17 protein-coding genes and 1 pseudogene are annotated in these 22,952 nt (G+C 36.7%); 13 read left to right on the forward strand and 5 right to left on the reverse strand.

The window, feature by feature from the left end; genetic code table 11:
- Positions 1-124 precede the first annotated feature (124 nt).
- The 5 genes and pseudogenes from C1724_RS26250 (at position 125) to murC (ending at position 9,327) form a co-directional block, all read left to right on the forward strand.
- The gene (locus C1724_RS26250) at positions 125-3,547 is read left to right on the forward strand and encodes a DNA translocase FtsK (protein WP_308410485.1); all 3,423 of its coding nucleotides are present in this window, start codon (positions 125-127) and stop codon (positions 3,545-3,547) included.
- A 327-nt stretch (positions 3,548-3,874) separates the two neighbouring features.
- Positions 3,875-4,933: a TAXI family TRAP transporter solute-binding subunit gene (locus tag C1724_RS02980; RefSeq protein WP_102345248.1), complete on the forward strand. Its 1,059-nt coding sequence runs from the start codon at positions 3,875-3,877 to the stop codon at positions 4,931-4,933.
- Between the two features lie 157 nt (positions 4,934-5,090).
- Positions 5,091-7,037, forward strand: a complete 1,947-nt coding sequence (locus C1724_RS02985) for a TRAP transporter permease (protein WP_102345249.1) — start codon at positions 5,091-5,093, stop codon at positions 7,035-7,037.
- A 514-nt stretch (positions 7,038-7,551) separates the two neighbouring features.
- Positions 7,552-7,739, forward strand: a pseudogene (locus C1724_RS25970) (hypothetical protein); the annotation flags it as partial.
- 280 nt (positions 7,740-8,019) lie between these two features.
- Positions 8,020-9,327: a UDP-N-acetylmuramate--L-alanine ligase gene (gene murC, locus C1724_RS02995; RefSeq protein WP_102345250.1), complete on the forward strand. Its 1,308-nt coding sequence runs from the start codon at positions 8,020-8,022 to the stop codon at positions 9,325-9,327.
- Positions 9,328-9,424: 97 nt separating this feature from the next.
- On the opposite strand, the gene C1724_RS03000 is transcribed toward murC, so the two are convergent.
- Positions 9,425-10,540: an aminopeptidase gene (locus C1724_RS03000; protein ID WP_102345251.1), complete on the reverse strand. Its 1,116-nt coding sequence runs from the start codon at positions 10,538-10,540 to the stop codon at positions 9,425-9,427.
- Between the two features lie 242 nt (positions 10,541-10,782).
- Here C1724_RS03000 and C1724_RS03005 point away from each other — a divergent pair, with 242 nt between their 5' ends.
- From C1724_RS03005 to ytxJ, 3 genes are read left to right on the forward strand one after another with little or no spacing between them, the layout of a single operon-like run.
- Entirely contained in the window at positions 10,783-11,226 is a 444-nt protein-coding gene (locus tag C1724_RS03005) for a DUF948 domain-containing protein (protein WP_102345252.1), read from the forward strand.
- Positions 11,219-11,596: a YtxH domain-containing protein gene (locus tag C1724_RS03010; RefSeq protein WP_102345253.1), complete on the forward strand. Its 378-nt coding sequence runs from the start codon at positions 11,219-11,221 to the stop codon at positions 11,594-11,596. Before C1724_RS03005 ends, C1724_RS03010 begins: the two co-directional genes overlap by 8 nt.
- A gap of 10 nt (positions 11,597-11,606) precedes the next feature.
- Positions 11,607-11,942: a bacillithiol system redox-active protein YtxJ gene (gene ytxJ / locus C1724_RS03015; RefSeq protein ID WP_102345254.1), complete on the forward strand. Its 336-nt coding sequence runs from the start codon at positions 11,607-11,609 to the stop codon at positions 11,940-11,942.
- Between the two features lie 99 nt (positions 11,943-12,041).
- On the opposite strand, the gene pilM is transcribed toward ytxJ, so the two are convergent.
- Positions 12,042-14,189, reverse strand: a complete 2,148-nt coding sequence (gene pilM / locus C1724_RS03020) for a cell division protein FtsA (protein WP_102345255.1) — start codon at positions 14,187-14,189, stop codon at positions 12,042-12,044.
- A gap of 223 nt (positions 14,190-14,412) precedes the next feature.
- On the opposite strand from pilM, the gene C1724_RS03025 reads away from it, so the two are divergent.
- The 4 genes from C1724_RS03025 (at position 14,413) to motS (ending at position 18,384) form a co-directional block, all read left to right on the forward strand.
- Positions 14,413-15,489 (forward strand): bifunctional 3-deoxy-7-phosphoheptulonate synthase/chorismate mutase, encoded by a 1,077-nt coding sequence (locus tag C1724_RS03025; RefSeq protein ID WP_102345256.1) that lies wholly within the window; start codon positions 14,413-14,415, stop codon positions 15,487-15,489.
- A gap of 277 nt (positions 15,490-15,766) precedes the next feature.
- The gene (gene ccpA / locus C1724_RS03030; RefSeq protein WP_102345257.1) at positions 15,767-16,768 is read left to right on the forward strand and encodes a catabolite control protein A; all 1,002 of its coding nucleotides are present in this window, start codon (positions 15,767-15,769) and stop codon (positions 16,766-16,768) included.
- Positions 16,769-16,814: 46 nt separating this feature from the next.
- A complete protein-coding gene (gene motP, locus C1724_RS03035) occupies positions 16,815-17,624 on the forward strand; it encodes a flagellar motor protein MotP (RefSeq protein WP_102345258.1) in 810 nt (269 codons plus the stop codon).
- Positions 17,614-18,384, forward strand: coding sequence for a flagellar motor protein MotS (gene motS / locus C1724_RS03040; RefSeq protein WP_102345259.1), 771 nt, complete (start codon positions 17,614-17,616; stop codon positions 18,382-18,384). The genes motP and motS overlap by 11 nt, the downstream gene beginning before the upstream one ends.
- Positions 18,385-18,491: 107 nt before the next feature.
- On the opposite strand, the gene C1724_RS03045 is transcribed toward motS, so the two are convergent.
- From C1724_RS03045 to C1724_RS03055, 3 genes are read right to left on the reverse strand one after another with little or no spacing between them, the layout of a single operon-like run.
- The gene (locus tag C1724_RS03045; protein WP_102345260.1) at positions 18,492-19,661 is read right to left on the reverse strand and encodes an acetoin utilization protein AcuC; all 1,170 of its coding nucleotides are present in this window, start codon (positions 19,659-19,661) and stop codon (positions 18,492-18,494) included.
- A complete protein-coding gene (locus C1724_RS03050) occupies positions 19,658-20,305 on the reverse strand; it encodes an acetoin utilization AcuB family protein (RefSeq protein WP_102345261.1) in 648 nt (215 codons plus the stop codon). Before C1724_RS03050 ends, C1724_RS03045 begins: the two co-directional genes overlap by 4 nt.
- A 17-nt stretch (positions 20,306-20,322) precedes the next feature.
- Positions 20,323-20,955 carry a GNAT family N-acetyltransferase gene (locus C1724_RS03055; RefSeq protein WP_102345262.1) on the reverse strand — a complete coding sequence of 211 codons (633 nt, stop codon included), beginning with the start codon at positions 20,953-20,955 and terminating at the stop codon, positions 20,323-20,325.
- Positions 20,956-21,137: 182 nt separating this feature from the next.
- On the opposite strand from C1724_RS03055, the gene acsA reads away from it, so the two are divergent.
- On the forward strand, positions 21,138-22,856 hold the full coding sequence (gene acsA / locus C1724_RS03060) for an acetate--CoA ligase (RefSeq protein WP_102345263.1): 1,719 nt from the start codon (positions 21,138-21,140) through the stop codon (positions 22,854-22,856).
- Positions 22,857-22,952 lie beyond the last annotated feature (96 nt).

Here is a 22,952-nt window from a genome sequence, read left to right on the forward strand (position 1 = left end):
TTTTGTATCAAGTCTTCCTTGCTACAAATGAACTATTTTAAGATTCTTGTTCTTAGTGTATATACGGAAACCTGAATTTATCTTAAAATAGTATGAAGATTAGGTTTTAGAAAGAGTGATAACAATGAGTAATTGGTTTAAAAAGTTTTTTGGTTTAACAGGTGACGATGATAATGATCAGATGCAACCGGTACATAAACATACGTCTAACAAAAAAAATACTTTATATAACAAGTCTAAAAATGAAGCAAAGGTTGTGTACGACTATCCAAAAGGAAATTTTAGATTTCCTGTTATTCCTGATGAAAATAATGGGCTACCTGTATCGCAAAATAGAAAGATAGAACAAGCACCTACAAATTTTAGACAAAAAAATAATCAAAGCTCACCTAAAGAAAGAGTTCGTAAAACTCCTAAAAGAAATGTAGAGCATGAAAATGATAGGTACTCAGAGGTCAATAGTTCGCAGTCTGTATCATTAACAAGGAAGGAATTTCGTAATGTACAGCCAAAGAAAGTTGAACCTCCTGCAGAAAAGAATAATCCATTTAAACCAACAGAAGTTCCTTCACCGGTATATGGATTTAAGAAACGTGAAAAGGATTCACTGCAACAGAGGGATTCTCAACAGGAACCTGTGGCTTTGACTTTTGATCAGGAGTTATCTGTAAATCGTGTTGAGGATAGTGGATTTGAACAAGTACCAACATTAGTAAACTTTGTAACTGGTAAAAGCAATGAAAACAAGCATGATATAAAAACAGATAGAAATTTTCAGCATGATTTATCCAAAGACTATGAGGAGAAATCTGATGCAGATGTGGTTAAAGAAGAGCAGTTTCCAGAAATGTTGCAGCCAGATGCTGCACAGGGACTGGCAATTGAGAAAGAGCCGGTGTTGGGCATAGTCCATGAGGAAGTGGTGGAAGAAGAGCCGGCAGTGACCGTAGCCCAAGTGAAGAAAGTGGAGGCTATGCCGGCAGAGGATGTAGCTCTAGAGGAAGTAAAGGAAGAAACACCATTTGAGAATGGAGTCCAAGAGGAAACAGAGGTACAGGTATTGCTAGAGAGTATCACTTTAGATGAAGAATTCGAGGAAACGTCGATAGAGGGCGCAGTCCAAGTGGAAACACCTGAAGAAAAGTCGTTTGAGAATGTAGCTCAAGAGGAAACAGAGGTACAGGCTTTGCGAGAGAGTCCCACTCTAGAGAAAGAAATCGAAGAAACGTCGATAGAGAGTGCAGTCCAAGTGGAAACACTAGAAGAAGAGCCGCTTGAGAATGTAGCTCAAGAGGAAACAGAGGTACAGGCTTTGCGAGAGAGTCCCACTCTAGAGAGAGAAATCGAAGAAGCGTCGATAGAGAACGCAGTTCAAGTGGAAACACTAGAGGAAGAGCCGCTTGAGAATGTAGCTCAAGAGGAAACAGAGGTACAGGTTTCGCAAGAAAATATAACTCTAGAGGAAGAACTTGAGGAAGTGTCTATAGAGAGCAGCACAGACCAAGTGGAAACACTGGCAGAAGGGCGTATCGAGAATATAGCTCAAGCGGAAGTATTAGATGTGGAGACAAAAAAAGACCAAGAGACATTTGTTGTGGAAAAATTAGCTGTAGAGTATGAACTAAAAGAAACTTCTAGTGTACAAGGCCAATCGGAACAACAGTCAGTCTCAGATACGCTTAAATCTAACCCTATAGATGAACATACAATCTTTGAACAAAGTTTAGAGATCGTAGATAGCGAAAGAGATCTAGTTGCAGAAAAATCCAAACTAGGCGAAATTAAAATGCAGCTCGATGAGAGTTCAGAAAATGTTCATTCTGCAATTAATCAACTCTATAGTGAAGTAGCTGTCAGCATTGAAACAGAAGAGCCCCAAGTTGAAATGCTTGATGTACAAAATAATGATAAAAACTTAGCTGACGTTGATCATCAAAGACATGATTCTAGCCAAGACGAGACAATTGTTAATGTACAAAGTAAAGAAACTAAAGGGGTACAGACACTGAAGAAAAAAGATCCATTAACTTGGAATGGAAAAGTGGTTCCTTTTAATGTAATGATGTTTAAACAAGATAAGCAAAAGTTAAGTATATCTACAACATCTGAACCGGTTAAACGTGAACCATCCACTAAGCCAGGATTGAATCTTTTAGATGTGCCACCAACAGAAATTGATGATGACCAAGAGTGGATTCAGGAACAGTGCGAATTATTAAATACTGCATTTGAAAGCTTTAATGTAGGAGCAAAAGTTGTAAAGGCGACAAAAGGTCCTGCAGTTACACAATTTGAAGTTCATCCAGAGCATGGGGTGCGAGTAAATAAAATAACGAATTTAAGTGATGATTTAAAGCTTGCACTAGCCGCCAAAGATATTCGGATCGAGGCGCCAATTCCAGGTAAGAACACAATCGGGATAGAGGTTCCAAACCGTAAAAGTCGACCGGTATTAATACGTGAGATCCTTAGGAGTCCAGTGTTCCAACAAAGTAATTCTCCGCTTGTAGTTGCTTTGGGGTTAGATATTTCAGGGCAGCCTGTAGTAACAGATTTAAAAAAGATGCCACATGGACTGATTGCTGGAGCTACAGGTTCTGGAAAAAGTGTATGTATTAACTCAATAATTGTAAGTTTGCTATATAAAGCATCTCCGCATGAAGTAAAACTTTTGTTGGTTGACCCTAAAATGGTTGAATTAGCGCCTTACAATGACATTCCGCATTTAGTAAGTCCGGTTATTACGGATGTAAAAGCTGCTACTGCCGCACTGAAATGGGCTGTTGAAGAAATGGAAAGACGATATGAGCTTTTTGCTCATGAAGGAGTAAGAGACATTTCCCGTTTTAATGAAAAAGTTTTAAGGGAAAATGAGAAGGCAGAAACGATGCCGTATTTAGTGATCATAATTGATGAGTTAGCTGATTTAATGATGGTATCGCCAGCCGATGTAGAAGATGCTATTTGTAGGATTGCTCAAAAAGCGAGGGCTTGTGGAATCCACTTATTGTTAGCCACACAACGACCATCAGTTGATGTAATCACCGGCCTTATTAAAGCGAATATACCAACAAGAATTGCGTTTTCAGTATCGTCGCAAGTTGATTCAAGAACAATCATTGATATAAGTGGTGCTGAAAAGCTATTGGGTAAGGGAGATATGCTTTTATTAGAAAACGGTTCTAATAAGCCTGTTCGTGTTCAAGGTAATTTTGTATCTGACGATGAAATCGAACGAGTAACAAAATATGTGAGGAGTCAATCAGAACCTAACTATTTATTTGTTCAGGAAGAACTTATGAAACAGACTAATGATATTGTTGGGGAAGATGAGCTTTTTATCGAAGCATGTGAATTTATTATTGAACAAGAAGGTGCATCTGCCTCAAGTATTCAACGTCGTTTTAGAGTAGGGTATAATCGTGCAGCAAGATTAATAGATATGATGGAGGCACAGGGAATAGTTTCCGAAGCTAAAGGATCAAAACCACGAGATGTCCTTATAACTAAAGAACAGTTCGAAAAAATGCAAAAGGGTAGCTTCTAATTGGAGCTACCCTTTTTAAAAAGAAGAAATTAACGGAATTTAGGCGCTGATAGTGGGAAAGTGTTGAAATTGACACATATGCATATTTCTAGTTTAATAGGAATATACTGTTATATATTATTTTAGAACTGTATCAGTCTCTAACTTCTAAAAAGTTGTCCATAGATAAATAAAACAATTTACTTGGTAGTAATTCATTTTTACATACTATCAGACTAGAGATAATCCCAGCTGGTAGTATAAGAAAAACTAAGACTTCGCTGCAGGGTTGTGAAGTCAAGTTTTTCTAGTGATTACTATAAACATAAAAAATAAGGGGGAATTGATTTGAGGAAGAATTGGTTGGTTAGTCTAGTTCTGATGCTCGCCCTTAGTACTGTGCTCGTTGCATGTGGTGGTGGGGGTTCTGAAACATCTAGTTCAGAGTCAGAAACAACTGAGCCGACAAGTAATGAAGCCACTCAATCTGAAACGAATACTAGTGACAATGGATCTTATATTACGGACCTACAATTAGGTACAGGTAGCACTGGTGGTACATATTTTCCACTAGGACAGGAAATTGCTACAGTTCTTAATAATAATGTAACAGTTGAAGGCTTTAATGTTAGTGCTGTTTCAACTGGGGCATCGAATGATAATCTCGCCCGTATTATGCGAGAAGAATTACAACTTGGGATGTCTGTTCATATTCCTGCTCAAGAAGCTTATAAGGGTGAAGGAGAGTTTGAAGGTATTCCTGTCGAAAACTTTGGATTTATGGGTCATATTTATCCAGAGGTTATGCAGGTTATTACCTTAGGATCAACAGGTATCGAGTCGATTGCTGATCTAAAAGGAAAAAGAGTGGCAATTGGACCACCAGGTAGTGGAACACAAGCATTAGCTAAAGCGATATTAGCAGCTTATGGAATACAAGACGGTGATTATGAGGCGTTTGAAGAAGGTTTCGGTGATGCCAAAAATAAATTACAAGACGGTCAAATAGAAGCTTCATTTGGACTTTTGGGTTTGCCGGCATCTTCTATTGATGAACTCCAGGCTCAAACAAATGATGTGAAATTTCTTGAAGTAACTGGAGATGCACTTGCAACTCTTGAAGAAACTACTGGCTATGAGGGATTGGAAATTCCAGCTGGTTCGTACGAATGGCTACAAAATCCTGCACAAACAATCACAGCTTATGCTGTATTAGTAGGGTCTACATCACAAATTAGTGAAGAGCTAGGTTATGAGATTACGAAAACTCTATATGAAAACTATGATCAAATATCACATACTCAAGGTCGTCATATGACTATTGAAAATGTGCTAAATGGATCAACAGATTTACCATTCCATCCAGGTGCTGAGAAGTACTTTAAGGAAATTGGTGTATTAAAGTAAAAACAATTCGTTTCGAAATATCGCGCCGGACACTAGCTTGTCCGGCTATTTTTAACCAATGTTATTAACTTGATCCAACATATTGGCTCGATTTTTATGTAAATTTCTATTTTTCGTGAAAACTATTACGTTACTACATGGTTGGTGGTGATAGGAATTGAAAAGGAATGAAAGTGTACATCAGGAGGAGTTGTTAGCTAAATATGATAGGGAACATTCATATCGAATTGATATTGGAAAATGGTCATGGGTTGTTACCCTTCTTGGAGTAGCTTTAACTACTTTTCACCTATTTACAGCTTATAATGGTGTTTATCCTTCTCAAATTCAAGGTCCTATACATTTAGGGACGGGTCTTGCGCTAATTTATATTCTTTATCCGGCTAAAAAGGAATGGAGAATAAAACAAGGTGTAGCATGGTACGACTTGATTTTGGCAATTTTAGCTATAGTTACAAACTATTATATCGTCTTCAACTATGAACGTCTTGTCGGGAAGGCGATTATAATTGGGTATAATAGCACAGATATTATAATAGCAACGATTGGTATTCTTTTGTTATTGGAGGCAACACGACGAGCAGTGGGTATTCCAATTGTTATCATCGCTGTAGTAGCACTTGTTTATGGCTTATGGGGAAAAGGGATTCCTCTTTTCGGCCATGCGGGATTTTCATGGGAAAACTTAAGTGCGGAAATGTTTTTTAAAACAAATGCTATATTCGGAATTCCGATTCAAATATCATCACAATATATTTACTTATTTTTGTTTTTCGGTGTCATGCTAGTCAAAACAGACATCGGGAAATTTTTTAATGATTTAGCGTTTGCACTAACAGGCAGATTTACAGGAGGTACAGCTAAAGCTGCAGTTTCAGCAAGTGCATTGCAAGGTATGGTAACAGGGAGCTCCGTTGCGAACACAGTTGGCTCTGGGTCTTTTACGATACCAATGATGAAACGAGCGGGGTTTCGTCCTGAATTTGCTGCTGCGACTGAAGCATCTGCATCCACTGGTGGTCAAATTATGCCACCCATTATGGGGGCTGCTGCTTTTATTATGGCCGAGTATACAGGCGTTCCATATAGTGAAATTATCCTTATTGCCATCATACCGGCCATGCTGTACTTTTCCGGTGTGTTCTTTGGTACCCACTTTGAGGCAAAAAAATATGGTATCGTCGGCCTGGATAAAAGTGAGCTGCCGAAAACATCTAATATACTGAAAAGACTCGATTTGTTATTACCTCTTGTCGCAATTATCGGGTTGTTACTTTCGGGTAAAACAGCTATTATGGCAGCGTTATGGGGAATTGCCGTTGCATTTATTGTAAGCTTGTTTCGAAAGGAAACAAGGATGTCACCTCGTGAAATAATTGGTGCATTAGAAGACGGTGCTCGAACAGCATTGCCGGTCATTGCTGCTTGTGCAACTGCCGGTATTGTTGTAGGAATCGTTGTACTAACAGGATTAGGAGGGAAGCTAGCAGGTGGGATTGTCCAACTGGCAAATGGGCAATTTTTCCTCATTCTATTTTTTACAATGCTAGCTTGCCTTGTCTTAGGAATGGGTTTGCCAACAACAGCCAATTATGTAGTTACTGCATCAATGGCAGCACCGGCAATTTTGCAGGCATTTCCGGATATTCCAATTATCGCTATTCATATGTTTGTGTTTTATTTTGGAATAGTTGCAGACATTACCCCACCAGTTTGTTTAGCAGCTTATGCTGGAGCGGGGATTGCAGGAGCAAACCCGATGAAATCCGGTATAACTGCTTTTAAACTAGCAATTGCTGCATTCATTATTCCATATGCATTTGTAATTAATCCAGTATTACTGCTACAGAATGATGCGACATTTTTAAATGTCTTACCGCCTTTAATTACTGCATTTTTAGGAATGGCTGCTATTAGTGGGTCTATAATGGGATATTTTATAAAAAGGACAACTATTTATGATAGATTAATCTTGTTTATTGCAGGGATATTGCTCGTTTATCCTGAACTTTTCATTTCTTTGATAGGTTTAGTGTTAATGTTGTTAATAGCTGTGATTCAAAGGGCCCGGGATACAGATCGATCTTTTTCAGCTGGAGCTTAATTGTTATAAAAACGGTGGTTGTTGTTTGATTCAGCTGCCGTTTTATTTTTTTTAATAAATAAAAATTACATTTAAAGCTTTAATAGTGCTCGAATTCACGAATCTAATGGCGTGTGCTTAAACCTAATAAGCATATTTATGATATAATCATAGAGATGTTGATAATGAAATACTACAAACAAACAATTGAAAACCTACATAGCTTGCCATTTAAACAACATTTGATATAAATACCTCAAATGTTTTAATGTACATGTTCATATAAGTAATCTGTATTGATTATTTTTGGTTTTAATGATTTAAACTATAATTATCTACAAAAGATATGTATAATGGAAACTATAATTTAATAAGGCGGTAAGAATTACATAAGAGAGGTATTTTATGAAAGAACCTACTCTGAATTATAAGAGAAAATTATGCGTCTCACTAATAAAACCTTTAAAATCGACGAACGTATCCTTTTGAAACAGTAATTAACAATTAAGGGGCTTAACATGATTTCGGTTAATTTGAGGGAATTATTGATGGGATTTTGGCCAGAAGAACGTAGCTGGCTACGAATGTTTATAGAGACGTAAAAGCTGCTAGGACATCGGGATACAGAAACCAGTGATTTTTAGGGGGGCTCGCGATGATATTATTGCCCTTGTGGATTATAATAATGATGTAATAACAGACGCAATAAAAGTTGCGCATGAATTATGAAATTGGAAGTTCTAAATAGTGGTATAATGAATAAAGTATGTAACACATATGGACACAAATGGGAATCTTAAAGTGTCTTAGGAAGCCTTAGTTTAGTTATTATAAAGTCTATTCAACCTCTACGATAGTAGTTAGGGTAAGGAATAATACTATGTGCATACCATATAGGCACAGTATTACTACATAGATACAGGCTCGTTTTTTGATACGTAACATATACTATTTTTAACTGAAAAAAACCAAGGCTATGATTAGATTTGTGGAGGTTCTTTTTATGACAGTTTATCATTTTGTCGGAGTCAAGGGGACTGGAATGAGTGCGTTAGCACAAATTCTTGATGATATGAAATATCAGGTTCAGGGATCTGATGTGGATAAACGTTTTTTTACACAGCAGGCTCTGGAAAAAAAGGGAATTAGAATTTTACCTTTTTCCCGTACGAATATCGAGGAAGGTCAAGTTGTAATTGCAGGAAATGCTTTTCCTGATGACCATGAAGAGATTGAAGAAGCTGTAAATAGGGGTATTCCTGTTTATCGTTATCATTACTTCTTAGGTGAATTAATTCAAAAATTTACGAGCATAGCCGTCACAGGGGCGCATGGTAAAACATCAACTACGGGACTGCTCGCTCACGTTCTTCAAGCTGCTTATCCAACCTCCTACCTGATTGGCGATGGAACTGGAAAAGGAGAAGAAAATAGTAAGTATTTTGTATTTGAAGCATGTGAATATCGAAGACATTTCCTAAAATATCATCCAGACTATGCGATTATGACGAATATTGATTTTGATCATCCTGATTACTTTGCAAATGTAGAAGATGTTTTCTCGGCTTTTCAAGAGATGGCGCTTCAAGTTAAAAAAGGGATTATTGCATGTGGTGATGATGAACAATTACAAAAAATACATGCCAATGTTCCAGTGTTATTTTACGGATTTAACGAAGAAAATGATTTTCAAGCAAGGAATATTAATAAATCACCTGAGGGTACATCCTTCGATGTATTTGTACGTAATACCTACTATTCTGCGTTTCACATTCCGACATATGGAGACCATAATGTATTAAATGCATTAGCTGTGATTGCATTATGTCATTATGAAGAAATTCCAAGTGATGTAATTGAAAAACAATTATTAACATATGAAGGCGTCAAACGAAGATTTAGTGAAAAAGCGGTGGGCAATCAAATTTTGATTGATGATTATGCACATCATCCAACTGAGATAAAAGCAACTATTGAAGCTGCTCGTCAAAAGTATCCAGAAAAAGAAATAGTAGCTATTTTTCAACCGCATACATTTACAAGAACTCAAATGTTCTTAGATGATTTTGCAAACAGTCTTATGCAGGCAGATCATGTATATTTATGTGATATTTTTGGTTCTGCTCGTGAAAATAGGGGCATGCTGACAATCAATGACTTAAAAGATAAGGTTGAAAACTCACAGATACTAGAGGAGAATGATGTTAAGGTTTTGGAAAAACATCAAAATGATGTACTCGTCTTTATGGGAGCTGGAGATATCCAAAAGTTTGAGGAAGCATATGAACAACAAATTGTTGCTAAAGGATAGTCAAGAATGTTTCTGCCTTTTTAATGAGTAAAAAAATGCAGTAATAAAAAAAGGAGCTAACTCAAATGGGTTTGCTCCTTTTTGATAGGAATTTGATTTACTTTAAGTTATCTGGATTTAATGGTTCAAGCTCAGGCAATACAAAACGCCCATCTTTACGAATAAGGACATCGTCGAAATAAATTTCTCCACCGCCATAATCTGGACGTTGGATACATACCATATCCCAATGGATGGCAGAGCTATTTCCGTTCCATGCTTCGTCATATGCTTGCCCAGGAGTAAAATGGAAACTACCATCAATTTTTTCATCAAATAGAATATCTTTCATTGGATGTTGGATAAAAGGATTGACGCCAATCGCGAACTCTCCAATATAACGTGCCCCTTCATCAGTATCGAAAATTTTATTAATTCGTTCTGTATCATTTGCTGTGGCATCAATTATTTTACCGTCTTTAAAAGTGAGTTTAACATTCTCAAAAGTGAAACCATGGTACGGAGAAGGAGTATTATATGACAGCGTTCCATTGACTGACTCACGAACAGGCGCAGTGAACACTTCCCCATCTGGGATATTCAATTCACCGGCACATTTAATTGCCGGGATATTTTTAATTGAAAATGTTAAATCAGTACCGTTTCCTTTGATTTGAACTTTATCTGTACGATTCATAAGCTCAACTAGCGGATCCATGGCCACGCTCATTTTGCTATAGTCTAGATTACAAACATCAAAATAGAAGTTTTCAAATGCTTCCGTACTTAGGTTTGCAAGCTGGGCCATTGAAGCGTTAGGATAACGGAGCACAACCCATTTGGTCTTAGGAACTCGAATTTCGCGATGTACTTTTGTACCAACTGTTTTTCCGAATAAATCGTTGTTTTCACTTGGAACATCAGAAAGTTCATTTATATTATCCCCAGATCTTAGACCGATATAGGCATCCATCTGTTTCATGGCGTGCGCTTCAATATCAGCCCATATCTCAAGTTGTTCCTGTTGTGCCCCCATTAATAGAGCCCTTGTTATTTCAGGCTCTTTTAAAAGTACAAAAGGGTAACCACCTGCATCGTAAGCAGCTTTAACAAGTTCATTCACAAGCTCTTTTTGTATGCCTGTATTCTCAATTAGAATTTTTTCACCTTTTTGTAACTTTACGGAATAGTTTATTAAATTATTTGCTAGAGTAACAATTCGAGGGTCTTTCATCAGTATCCTCCTATACTATAATTTTACAGTTTACTTTTCATTCCTATTTTACCCTATTATGGAAGGAAAGTTATACTTTTATGAAGAATATGTTTGATATAGAAAAAAATAGGGGAATTATATATAGATAAGCGCAAGTAGGCACCATCAGGTGTAAATGATAGATTTTCCGGTACTTTATCATTAATATATTAAGAAAAGAGAAATTTGAAGTTCACATTCAAATTAGGAGGTCATAGTACATGGTTGAGATTTTATATTTCAGTGTTGCTTTAATTGCAATTGCCTTTGCAGTTTTAGTTATATACTTAAACAAAACACTTAACTCTATTGGACGAACACTAAATAATGTGTCGAATACTTTAGCAGGATTAGAGCATCAATTAAAGGGAATCACTACAGAAACTACAGAACTTCTTCAGAAAACAAACCACTTAATGGACGATATTCAACAAAAATCTCAATCGCTTAATCCGATTGTCCATTCTCTCAAGGAAATAGGTGAGAGTGTTCAACGATTAAATACGTCGGTAAGAAAGGTATCTGATCAAGTAAGCTATGAAGCTGAAAATAAGAAAGAGACTGTTGCACAAGTCGTTCAGTGGAGCTCTGCTGCTATCGATGTATGGGATCGGTTACGGACTAAAAGAAAAAAATTAAAGGGAGGAGAAATAAATAATGAGTGAAAATCAAGGACAAATAAACAATAAGGATTTTCTCATTGGTACCTTAATAGGAGGAATAGTTGGGGCGTCTGTAGCTTTATTTTTAGCACCTAAGTCTGGCAAACAGTTAAGAAGTGAACTAAATGAGCAGGCTCTAATTGCGAAAGAGGTAAGTGGCCAAATAGCAGAAACGGCCAAGAAAAAAACAACTAATATTATTGAAAAAGTTAAAAGCACTAAAGCAGATGAAGAAATTGTACAGCTAGTAACAAATGATGAGGGCATTCAAGATGTTCTAGCCGTGCCACTAGATGAAATAGCAACAACAGAAGAAATTCAACAATCTAAAGAAAACAGCTTAATTGAGATATCGGACAAATTAAAATTGTAGGAGATGGGTCATGCGAAACTCTAAATTATCTACTATAGAGGAATTTCAAAAAGTACTAGAAACACAAACAAAATTTATTTTAATTAAGCATAGTTTAACGTGTCCAATAAGCCAAGAGGCATATGAGGAATATGGGAAATTCACTGAAAATAACGAGATACCTAGTTATTATCTATTTGTTCAAGAGGCAAGGCCTTTATCAAATTTTATTGCAGAAACATTTGAGGTTAAACATGAATCACCACAAACCCTTTTATTTACTGATGGTAGAGTCCAATGGCATGCTTCACATTGGAATATTACAGAAGGAAAAATTAAAGAAGCATTGGAAACAGCCCTTTCTTAACATCAAGGGCTGTTTTTACTTTGAAAGTATATAATCTTGTACGTACTTATCCAGCTCCAGCGCTTTTCTAAATAGTATTAACTAGTACTATTATTTATTTTATTGCTGCCAGTGAATTGAAAGTTTATCACCTGGTGCGAGCTTTTGATTAAATGAGGTTTCCTCACCATTTCTCAATATTTTAAAATTCCCAGTTTGGAATCTTGGAATACTTATATTGACATGGCGAAAGATATCTTGAAAAATAAAAGGTTCAACTTTTCTAGGAATTATATTTATTTGGTCTCCAATGGACAACAAGCTTTCTTCGTTTAGTTGCTCTTGATTTCGCGAAATATCCAGGGCAGGTTTTTGCAGGATAAGTTGTTTTTCATTAAATATAATTGGAATTTGATAAAGCATTGAAATCCCTTGGCTTTCTAATAAATCTTTAACAGTTGGAGTTTTACCTTTTTTAATTTCAATTTTATCTTCATCGATAATACTAGTAGTTGGTTTTACTTCAATTCCATTTTTATATATTTTTGTTCCGAAACCAGTGAGCAATGTTTTTTCGCGGTTGTAATAAATATAAAATGGTTCAACACTATTTAAACCTTCAGTATGATTTAAGAATTGAAATAGTTCTTGAATATTTTTAGGATAAGTTGCATCGATTACGTCGTGATCTTCTAGTATCGTTTCTTTTGATAATACTTTTCCTTTTTTAGTAATTTTCAGATCAATATTAAAAGGTAGACCGTTAATCCATATGCGTTTTGTAGGTGGTTCATCGATTAAGTCTTTAATTTTTATCTGTGCAGCTTGTCCATCTTGTCCTTTTTCTACGGTTATCGAATCACCTGGCGTAACGAGTTCATCTAACGTTGTGTTTTTTCCTTCCTTTAGTAATGTAGGAGGTTCACCATGTAACCCAGGGATTGTAATATCTCTTCCATTTAATGTGATAATGATAGCAGCACCCGGTTTGCCATACAGCTTATTCATTTCTATCCCAGCTGATAGCAGACAGTCACCTACAGTTATTTTCTTCATATCAAATAGGCGTACAGGACGATCATTAACAGTTACAGATATATAATGAATTGGACTTAAATTTGCAGCAATTGCAATCCCAATCGGCGTGACTAGCTCTGGTCCGTTACTAATATGTTCCGCCAGTTTTAATTTTTGGATGGCGTCTATTCCACGTATAGCGATTCGGTTTTCAGGTAAGTTTAAATGTGCCGCTAACATTTTTGGTAAGTCTGGGGTTAAACTGCCACCTCCTACTAGCATAACAGCTTTAGGTGATTTTTGATTATTTAAAGTCAATATCTCGTCACTAATTGCGACTGCAAGTTTTTCTATGCTATCTGATATGGATGATATCACTTCAGTTTTTTGGATTTCAGTTTCAAATCCTAAAATATCGGTAATTTTAATGGTAGACTCAGTATACAGCTCTCTTTTAGCTTTTTCGGCCAAAGGGAAGTCAAGTAAATATTGATCACTAATTGCCTCGGTAATTTCATCCCCAGCCATTGGCACCATACCGTAAGCAATGACAGTTCCTTGGTCGGTAATGGCGATATCAGATGTCCCAGCTCCAATGTCCACAAGTGCAACATTTAGACGTCGCATTGTCGTTGGAATTAGGACATTTATTGCTGCTATTGGTTCTAAAGTAAGAGCACCCATTTCTAAGTCTGCACGTGTTAATGCTGCAATTAATGATTCAACTACAACTTTAGGCAAAAAGGTAGCAATGATTTCTACAGATGCAACTTCACCTTGTTGATCTACAAGATTACCAATTTCTTCACCGTCAAGTCGATAACGTAAAACTGAGTAGCCAACACAATAATAATGAACGCTTTGTGTACTATTATTTTCAGAAGCTAATTGGATCTGTGCTTCCTGCACTGCGCTAAGTTCAAGATGGAGTATATCCTGCTTATTAATAAGTGGTTTTCCAGAAATGGGTAAATCAACCTTAACACTTCTTGTCTTTAATGCCCGACCTGCTGCAGCAACAGATACCTTTTTTAAGGGACCATATATTGATTCAAGTTTTTTCTTGATATCAAGTATTAATTTGGATACAGAAATAACATCATGGATTTGACCATCTAGCATTGCCCGTTCATCATGTTCTTTCCATTCGATATCGAGAATTTCATATTGCCCTTCTTTTTCCTCTAATATGATCCCAACGACTGATCGAGTTCCAATATCCAGCGCAAAAATGGGGGATTGACCGCTCAAAGGTTACACCTTCTTTTTCTATTCTTGTAAAGTCAAAAGTTATTATGAATTTAACAGGAAAACCAAAGTTTCCTAAGGGTGCTTTATCGCTTAAAAGCTTAAAAGCGTTTAATCGTTAAAGATTTTTCGTGACATTTGGAATTATATTGTATATAATTAACTCTAATTAGAAATGTACCATATTTTTAAAATCTTATAAACAATTACTGGGGAGGACAAGAAAATGAGTCATGCACAATTAGACGCGCTTCGTGGGAAATTAGATGAGGTTAATCTTAAAATTTTAGAACTTATTAATGAGCGGGGGGAAATTGTTCAAGAAATAGGTAAAGTAAAAGAAAAACAAGGTGTAAACCGTTTTGATCCAGTGCGTGAACGTAAGATGTTAGATGATATTGTTGCACGAAATGAAGGTCCTTTTGAAGATTCTACAATTAAGCATCTTTTCAAAGAAATCTTCAAAGCTGGTCTTCACGTACAAGAAGATGATCATCGCAAAGAATTGCTTGTTTCACGAAAGAAAAAGCCTGAGGACACAATCGTTAATATTAAAGGTGCTACAGTTGGTGATGGTAATGTACATTTTGTGATGGGACCATGTGCAGTTGAGTCATATGAACAAACAGCGGCAGTTGCAGCAGCGGTGAAAAAGCATGGCATTAAATTACTTCGCGGTGGAGCATACAAGCCAAGAACATCTCCATATGATTTCCAAGGTTTAGGTTTAGAGGGATTGAAAATTTTAAAGAGGGTAGCTCAGGAATATGATCTTGCTGTTATCAGTGAAATTGTAACTCCTTCCGATTTGGAGGAAGCTGTTGAATACTTAGATGTAATTCAAATTGGTGCACGTAACATGCAAAACTTTGAACTTTTAAAAGCTGTAGGGTCAATCGATAAGCCAGTACTATTAAAACGTGGTTTATCAGCAACAATCTCTGAATTTATCAATGCGGCAGAATATATCCATTCGCGCGGAAATGGTAATATCATTTTATGTGAACGTGGAATTCGCACATATGAAACAGCTACAAGAAATACTTTAGATATCACTGCTGTTCCAATCTTGAAACAAGAAACACATTTACCAGTAATGGTTGATGTAACACATTCAACAGGACGTAGAGATTTATTACTTCCTGCTGCAAAAGCAGCCATTGCAATTGGTGCGGATGGCGTTATGTCAGAGGTACATCCTGATCCTTCTGTTGCGTTATCGGATTCTGCACAGCAAATGGATATTCCTACTTTCGACAAATTTATGGAAGCTCTTAAACCACACGCCTTAGTAAGAGTTTAAGAAACTTATTAATTAAGTGATACAAAAAAACCTGCGTCATTATTGATGTAGGTTTTTTTGTACATTAAGTACAATGTTTATTTTCATAAATAATCCACTTTTTTTAGGACTTGTTTAAATATGATATGTAATGCATAATGTAATAACTTAAACTAATAATAGTAAACAATCGTAGAACACTATTAATAATAATTAAACTTCAATGAAAGAGGATTTTAACGTATAATTGAGTTTATAATTTAAATTATAAAGTGCAGTACGGTCAAAAGGAGGCATTATTTTGAATATTACAATATATGATGTTGCAAGGGAAGCTGGAGTTTCAATGGCAACTGTATCACGTGTAGTCAATGGTAATCCAAATGTTAAACCTACAACTAGAAAGAAAGTGTTAGAGGCAATCGATAGATTAGGCTATCGTCCAAACGCAGTTGCACGAGGTTTAGCTAGTAAAAAAACAACCACAGTTGGTGTAATAATTCCTGATATCTCGAGCGTCTATTTTGCAGAACTTGCAAGGGGAATCGAAGATATTGCAACAATGTACAAATACAATATTATCTTAAGTAACTCGGATCAAAATAAAGAAAAAGAGTTACATCTACTTAACACATTGTTAGGAAAACAAGTTGATGGAATCGTATTTATGGGTGGTAACATAACAGATGAGCATGTGGAAGAGTTTAAAAAGTCACCTGCACCAATTGTGCTGGCTGCAACCTATGATGAAAATCATGAAATCCCGTCAGTAAATATTGATTATGAGCAGGCTGCATATGATGCGGTCCATTTCTTAATTGAAAAAGGTCATAAATCAATTGGGTTTGTTACTGGACCGATGGAAGAAGTTACAGATCGTGATCTAAAGTTTGCAGGATATCGTCGGGCGTTAGAAGAAGCTAATATTCCTTTCGATGAAAGTAATATCTTTATTGGTGATTATACGTATGATGCAGGTTTAGAAGCTATCCATGAATTTAAAGAAAAAGGATTAACACAATCTGCGATTTTTACTGAAACAGATGAAATGGCCTTGGGCGTTATTCACGGTGCTCAAGATTTAGGCTTGAATGTTCCTAATGATATTGAAGTAATTGGATATGATAACACGAGACTAGCGGTAATGGTTAGACCGCAGTTAACAACTGTTGTACAGCCAACTTATGATATTGGCGCAGTTGCTATGCGTTTATTAACTAAATTTATGAATAAAGAAAAAGTGGACGACCATATTGTGGTTTTACCACATCGTATTGAATATCGACAGTCAACTAAATAGAAAAGACAAGCATGATAGCTGTCGTAGCATAAGGTAGGGAGAAACCATGAGAAGGAATGATATTGCAACAGTTATTGGCTTAATTGCAGCAGTTGTATTCGTTATGTTTGGAATTTTTTCAGGTAGCGGATTTGCTGGATTACAATACTTTTGGGATTTGCCATCAGTTTTTATAGTCATCGGTGGCACGGCTGCTTCATTATTAACAAGTTTTACATTACCTGAATTGAAAAACACATTTAAGGTAATCAAACAAGGCTTTAGCCAACATGATCAAGATATTGAAGGTTTAATTAGTACATTTGTTACACTTTCGGACCGTGCTCGAAGAGAAGGACTACTAGCGCTTGAAACTGAAATGGAGTCTGTCGATGACGAGTTTATAAAAAAAGGTGTACTTTTAGCCGTAGACGGCATTGAACCGGATGTTATTAGTGATATATTAAATGCAGAAATTATTGCAATGGAGGACCGCCATAAATTAAACCGCAGTATTCTTGATAAAGGTGGGGAAATGGCACCAGCATGGGGGATGATTGGGACATTAGTTGGTCTTGTATTGATGTTAAAGAATTTGAATGATCCTTCTTCACTTGGTCCAAACATGGCTATAGCAATTTTGACAACTTTATATGGTTCACTTCTAGCAAACGTTGTTTTTATTCCGCTTTCTAATAAATTGGCAGCAAAAACAGAAAAGGAAGTATTTCTAAAGCAAATTGCGATTGAAGGGGTTATTGGCGTTCAATCAGGTCAAAACCCTAAAATTCTTGAAGAAAAATTAAGTGCATTCCTTCCAGCAAATGCGCGTCGACGAGACGACGATGCGGAGGAGGGGAATATGAATGAAGCGTAGAAAAAGAGAGAGAGAAGGCCCATCTCAGAAATGGATGACAACATTCTCGGATTTAGTGACTCTTATTCTAGTATTCTTTATTTTATTATTTTCGATGTCACAAATTGATCTTGTTAAGTTTAGTGCTATTGCTCAATCCTTCCAAAACAGGTCAGCATTTAATTTTGATGGGTATCCATCTGTTATTGAAAACCAAAATCCAACGGAAAATCCAAGGATATCTAAGTCACCGGAAGAGATTGAAAAGGAACTTAAAGATGCACAGAATCAGCAAAGAAATCAAGCAGAAAATGACTCATTACAGGAATTGATGACGGACATTAATGCTTTTTTAACTGAACATGGTTTAACAGATGTTATTTCAGCCAAACGTGAAGAGCGGGGTGTTGTTTTAGTTCTACAGGAGAATGTTCTTTTTGATAGTGGTACAGCCGATTTATTGCCGAGTGCCTATCCTTTTTTGGACAAGGTAGGAACGCTGTTGAAAACCGTTCCGAACCCTATTAAAGTTGAAGGACATACTGATAATCGCCCCATTTCAACTTATCGTTTCCCTTCAAATTGGGAGTTATCTGGTGCACGTGCTGGTAGTGTGATTAGATATATAGTTACAAATCATAATCTGGATAATACTCGATTCAGTGGTGTTGCATACGGAGATACTCGTCCAGTTGTAGAAAATAATAGTCCTGAAAATTGGCAGAAAAACCGACGAGTTGAAATCGTTATTTCCGACCCGGAGTTTGATGAACAGCAATAACTAAGAGATATAATTCAACTGCTATAAAATAAGGTCATGAATAACAGTTGTTTAGACCAAGACCAAATCACTTTCTGATTTGGTCTTTTTAATTTATTGAATCGATTTTAGCTTTTATTTGATCTTTGGATCTGTTGAATAGCTTTTTGGACTGTTTGAGCATTCTTTTCAGTTATTTCCGGTTTCCTAGGAATCGGAGGATAGAGATTGGCGGGATCATCCCATGTTGGTATAAGTTTCACTGGTGCAAGGGGTTGCCATTTTTCTATCCATTCCAACGGTAATGAACCATTAGCAACTTCATCTTGTTTATCTATCATCTCTAACCATAGTAAGGACCAAGCTCTAGGTACAACTCTCCAGTGATCATATCCGCCACCACCAACGGCAATCCATTTACCGTTGCAGTACTCATGTGCAATTCGATGAGCGAGCTTTGGTATATGTCGAAAAATGTTCATTGTTGCAGACAAATGCGTTAGTGGATCCAAGTAATGCGAATCTACACCGTTTTGTGTTAAGATAACATCTGGTTTGAAAAAGTTCGCCACTTCTCTAAGACTTGTAAAGTAGCAATCTAGCCAAGATTCATCTTCAGTAAAAGCATCAACAGGGATATTGAATGTATATCCATAACCTGCCCCTGCCCCTCTTTCACTTACATTTCCGGTACCGGGAAAAAGGTAACGACCTGTTTCATGGATTGAAAAGGTGCAAACTGTAGGATCGTCATAGAAAGACCACTGTACTCCGTCACCATGATGTGCATCGGTATCTACATATAATATTCTTGCACCGTATTTCTCTTGTATATATTTAATCGCAATCGAACTATCGTTATAAATACAGAAACCGGAAGCTTTTCCGCGAAAACCATGATGAAGACCGCCGCCAAGATTTAATGCATGTTCTGCTTTCCCTTCCATTACTAGATCGACTGCCGTTAAGGTACCGCCTACTAAGAATGCACTTGCTTCATGCATATTCTCAAACATCGGTACATCTTCAGTACCAAGACCGTAATTATTAGCTATTTCTTCAGGTAGCTCTCCCCTGCCAGCTTTCTTAACTGCTTCAATGTAATTTGGATCGTGAATAAGGGCAATTTCATCGTCGGTGGCCATTCTAGCTGAAATCATATCTGAAGTTTCAAGGACACCTAATGATAATAATAAATCAGTTGTTAATTCGATTCTCTTTTGATCAAAGGGATGACTTTCGTTGAACTTATATGCTTGATACTGTTCAGAGTGAACATAATAGATCCCTTTTTTCATGATGATACACCAGGTAAGTTAGGCCATAAAACCGTATAGCCTTGGTCTTTAAGTTCATGAATAACTTTCATTGGGTTCATTGTTTGTACCCGGAATAAAAGCAATTTACTAGAGGGATCTTTTTTATCAGGATAAACTAAAACACTAATAATATTAATACGCTTTTCACTAAAAATTTGGGCTACCTCGGCCAACATTCCTAATTTATTTTCAACTTTAATTTCAATTAGTGAGCTTGGTTGATCCGCGCCCATCACCTTTACTAATGTATGTAGCATATCACTTTCTGTTATAATACCAACAAGTTTGCCTTCAGATTCAATTGGTAAACAACCAATTTGATGTTCGTAAAATATAGTACAAATTTCTTCAACGAAATCGAGGGGATGTCCTGTTAGCACTTCTTCAGTCATAATACTAGCAATCGGTTTTTGCAGATCTTCCAGATGCTCTTCTGAGTGGAATATTGATGGGCTCACATCGCGAATATCTCTATCCGAGATTACACCAATTACATGATTGTTTTCATCTACAATTGGGATATGGCGAATCCGATTACTATGCATGATTTCACAAGCTTTTTCAATAGTCTCATGCGGTCTCATTGTAACCACATTTCGATTCATTATCTCTTCAATAATCATGTAAAATACCCCCTATTTTAATACATAAATCGATTCATAAATCGTAGTTGATCAAAGTTTTGTACAGATTCCTGATCTACTCTAGACCCAATTCGTGCCATTAAACAGTTTGCAGGATGCGAGCTTATCTCTGGGTCATCAGTAGCATACCAAATCAGCCCGCCAGCGTTCATCATTTTTTCCATCACTTTACGATATTCCCAAACATTTAATCCTGTCCCTTTTAAGTCCCAATGCCAATAATACTCTGTTGTAATAATAACGTAATCTTCCATCGCATCATCTAGCATTGATACCTCTAACAGATTTTTCCCTACCCCATATCCTCGGAATTTAGGTATAACTTCAACAGCACCTAGCTCGATTAAGTTCTCCATATTTCCTTCTGACCACCGCTCTAATGGATCTGGGTATAAATAAGTTACATAGCCAATTATCGTATTCTCGGATCTTGCAATAATAATCCTTCCTTCAGGAAGTTGTGAGATTTCAACAATTGCTTTATGCTGTTCTTCCGGCCTGCGAAAAGCTACTAAATCCTCATGAAACAGGTAGGTTTCAAGTATGTCCGATTTTACAGGTCCTTCTATAACTAATGCACCATCACTTGTTTCTATTTCTCGTTTGAAATATGTTTTACTATGTTCCACTGAGCCACCACCTTTAAAAAAACGGAAAATGCTTGATTATCTCTATTATACATAAATAGGTGATGCAGAATTAAAAGGAAAAAAAATATTTATTTATTTGTAAAATACTTTATGGAAAATTGCGAAATTTTCGCAAGTATATTATAATGTAAATACTCAACGAAAAAAAGGGGGAGACAGATATGAAAGTGGAAACGCTTACCGCAGTAAATGGGGATCATAATTTAGGGGATTATACAAAGACTTACCAGTCATTTAATTGGAAAGAAGTAGAGAAGAATTTCACATGGTACGAATCAGGACAAGTTAATATCGCTTATGAAGCGATTGACCGCCATGCTAAATCAGATAAAAAAGATAAAATAGCACTTCATTATCGTGATCCAGAGCGTGATGAACAGTATACTTACCTTGACTTGAGTAAAGCATCAAATAAAGCTGGTAATATAATAAAAGAAACTGCACAAGTTGAAAAGGGAGATCGTGTATTTGTTTTTATGCCTCGCTCCCCTGAGCTGTACTTTGTTGTTCTAGGTGCAATTAAACTAGGTGCAATTGTAGGGCCTTTATTTGAGGCGTTTATGGAAGGTGCTGTACGAGACCGACTTGATGACAGCGAAGCAAAGGTGATTATTACAACACCTCAGCTATTAGATCGTGTTCCTGTAAATGAATTACCACATCTAAAAAAGGTTATTTTGGTTGGTGATAATGTTAAGGAAGATGAAAAATATATAGATTTTAATACTCGTATGAAAACAGCAAGTGATGAGCTTGAAATTGAATGGGTAGATCGTGAAGATGGATTTATTTTGCACTATACTTCAGGTTCTACAGGCAAGCCAAAGGGAGTTCTTCATGTTCATAATGCAATGATTCAACAATACCAAACAGCTAAGTGGGTATTAGATTTAAAAGATGACGATGTGTACTGGTGTACTGCAGATCCTGGCTGGGTAACTGGTACAGCATATGGTATTTTTGGACCTTGGTTAAGCGGAGTAACAAATGTAATCGTCGGCGGCCGCTTTAAACCTGAGACATGGTATCAAGCACTTGAAGATTTAAATGTAACAGTTTGGTATAGTGCTCCAACTGCATTTAGAATGTTAATGGGTGCTGGTGATGAAGTTGTTAAGCAGTTTGATCTTTCTTCACTACGTCATATTGTGAGTGTTGGCGAGCCATTAAATCCTGAGGTTGTCCGTTGGGGTAATAAAGTGTTTGGTCTTAGAATCCATGATACATGGTGGATGACAGAAACAGGAGCGCAATTAATTTGTAACTATCCATCAATGGATATTAAACCTGGCTCAATGGGTAAGCCAATTCCTGGCGTTCAGGCAGCTATCGTGGATGATCAAGGTCAAGAATTACCTCCATATCGTATGGGTAATCTTGCAATTAAAAAAGGCTGGCCGTCCATGATGAGACAAATTTGGAATAACCAAGAAAAATATGAATCTTATTTTATGCCCGGTGATTGGTATGTTTCTGGTGATTCAGCCTATATGGATGAAGATGGATACTTCTGGTTCCAAGGGCGAATCGATGATGTTATTATGACATCTGGTGAGCGCGTAGGTCCATTTGAAGTTGAAAGTAAACTTGTCGAACATCCTGCAGTTGCGGAGGCAGGTGTTATTGGAAAGCCTGATCCAGTTCGTGGCGAAATTATTAAGGCATTTGTAGCATTAAGAGATGGTTTTGAACAAAGTGAAGATCTGAAGGAAGAGATCCGTCAATTCGTAAAAACTGGATTAGCTGCACATGCTGCTCCACGTGAAATTGAGTTCCGTGATAAGTTACCAAAAACTAGAAGTGGTAAGATTATGAGACGTGTATTGAAAGCTTGGGAATTAGACCTTCCAACTGGCGATCTATCAACAATGGAAGATTAATAGTATGATATAATAGGCCCCCGCCAAAATGGTAGGGGTCTTATTTTGCAACGGGAAGTAGTTGTATTAGAAAAACCACAGATTCTTATATAGAAT

It is taken from the genome of Bacillus sp. Marseille-P3661, from assembly GCF_900240995.1.
Taxonomy (GTDB): domain Bacteria; phylum Bacillota; class Bacilli; order Bacillales; family Bacillaceae_J; genus OESV01.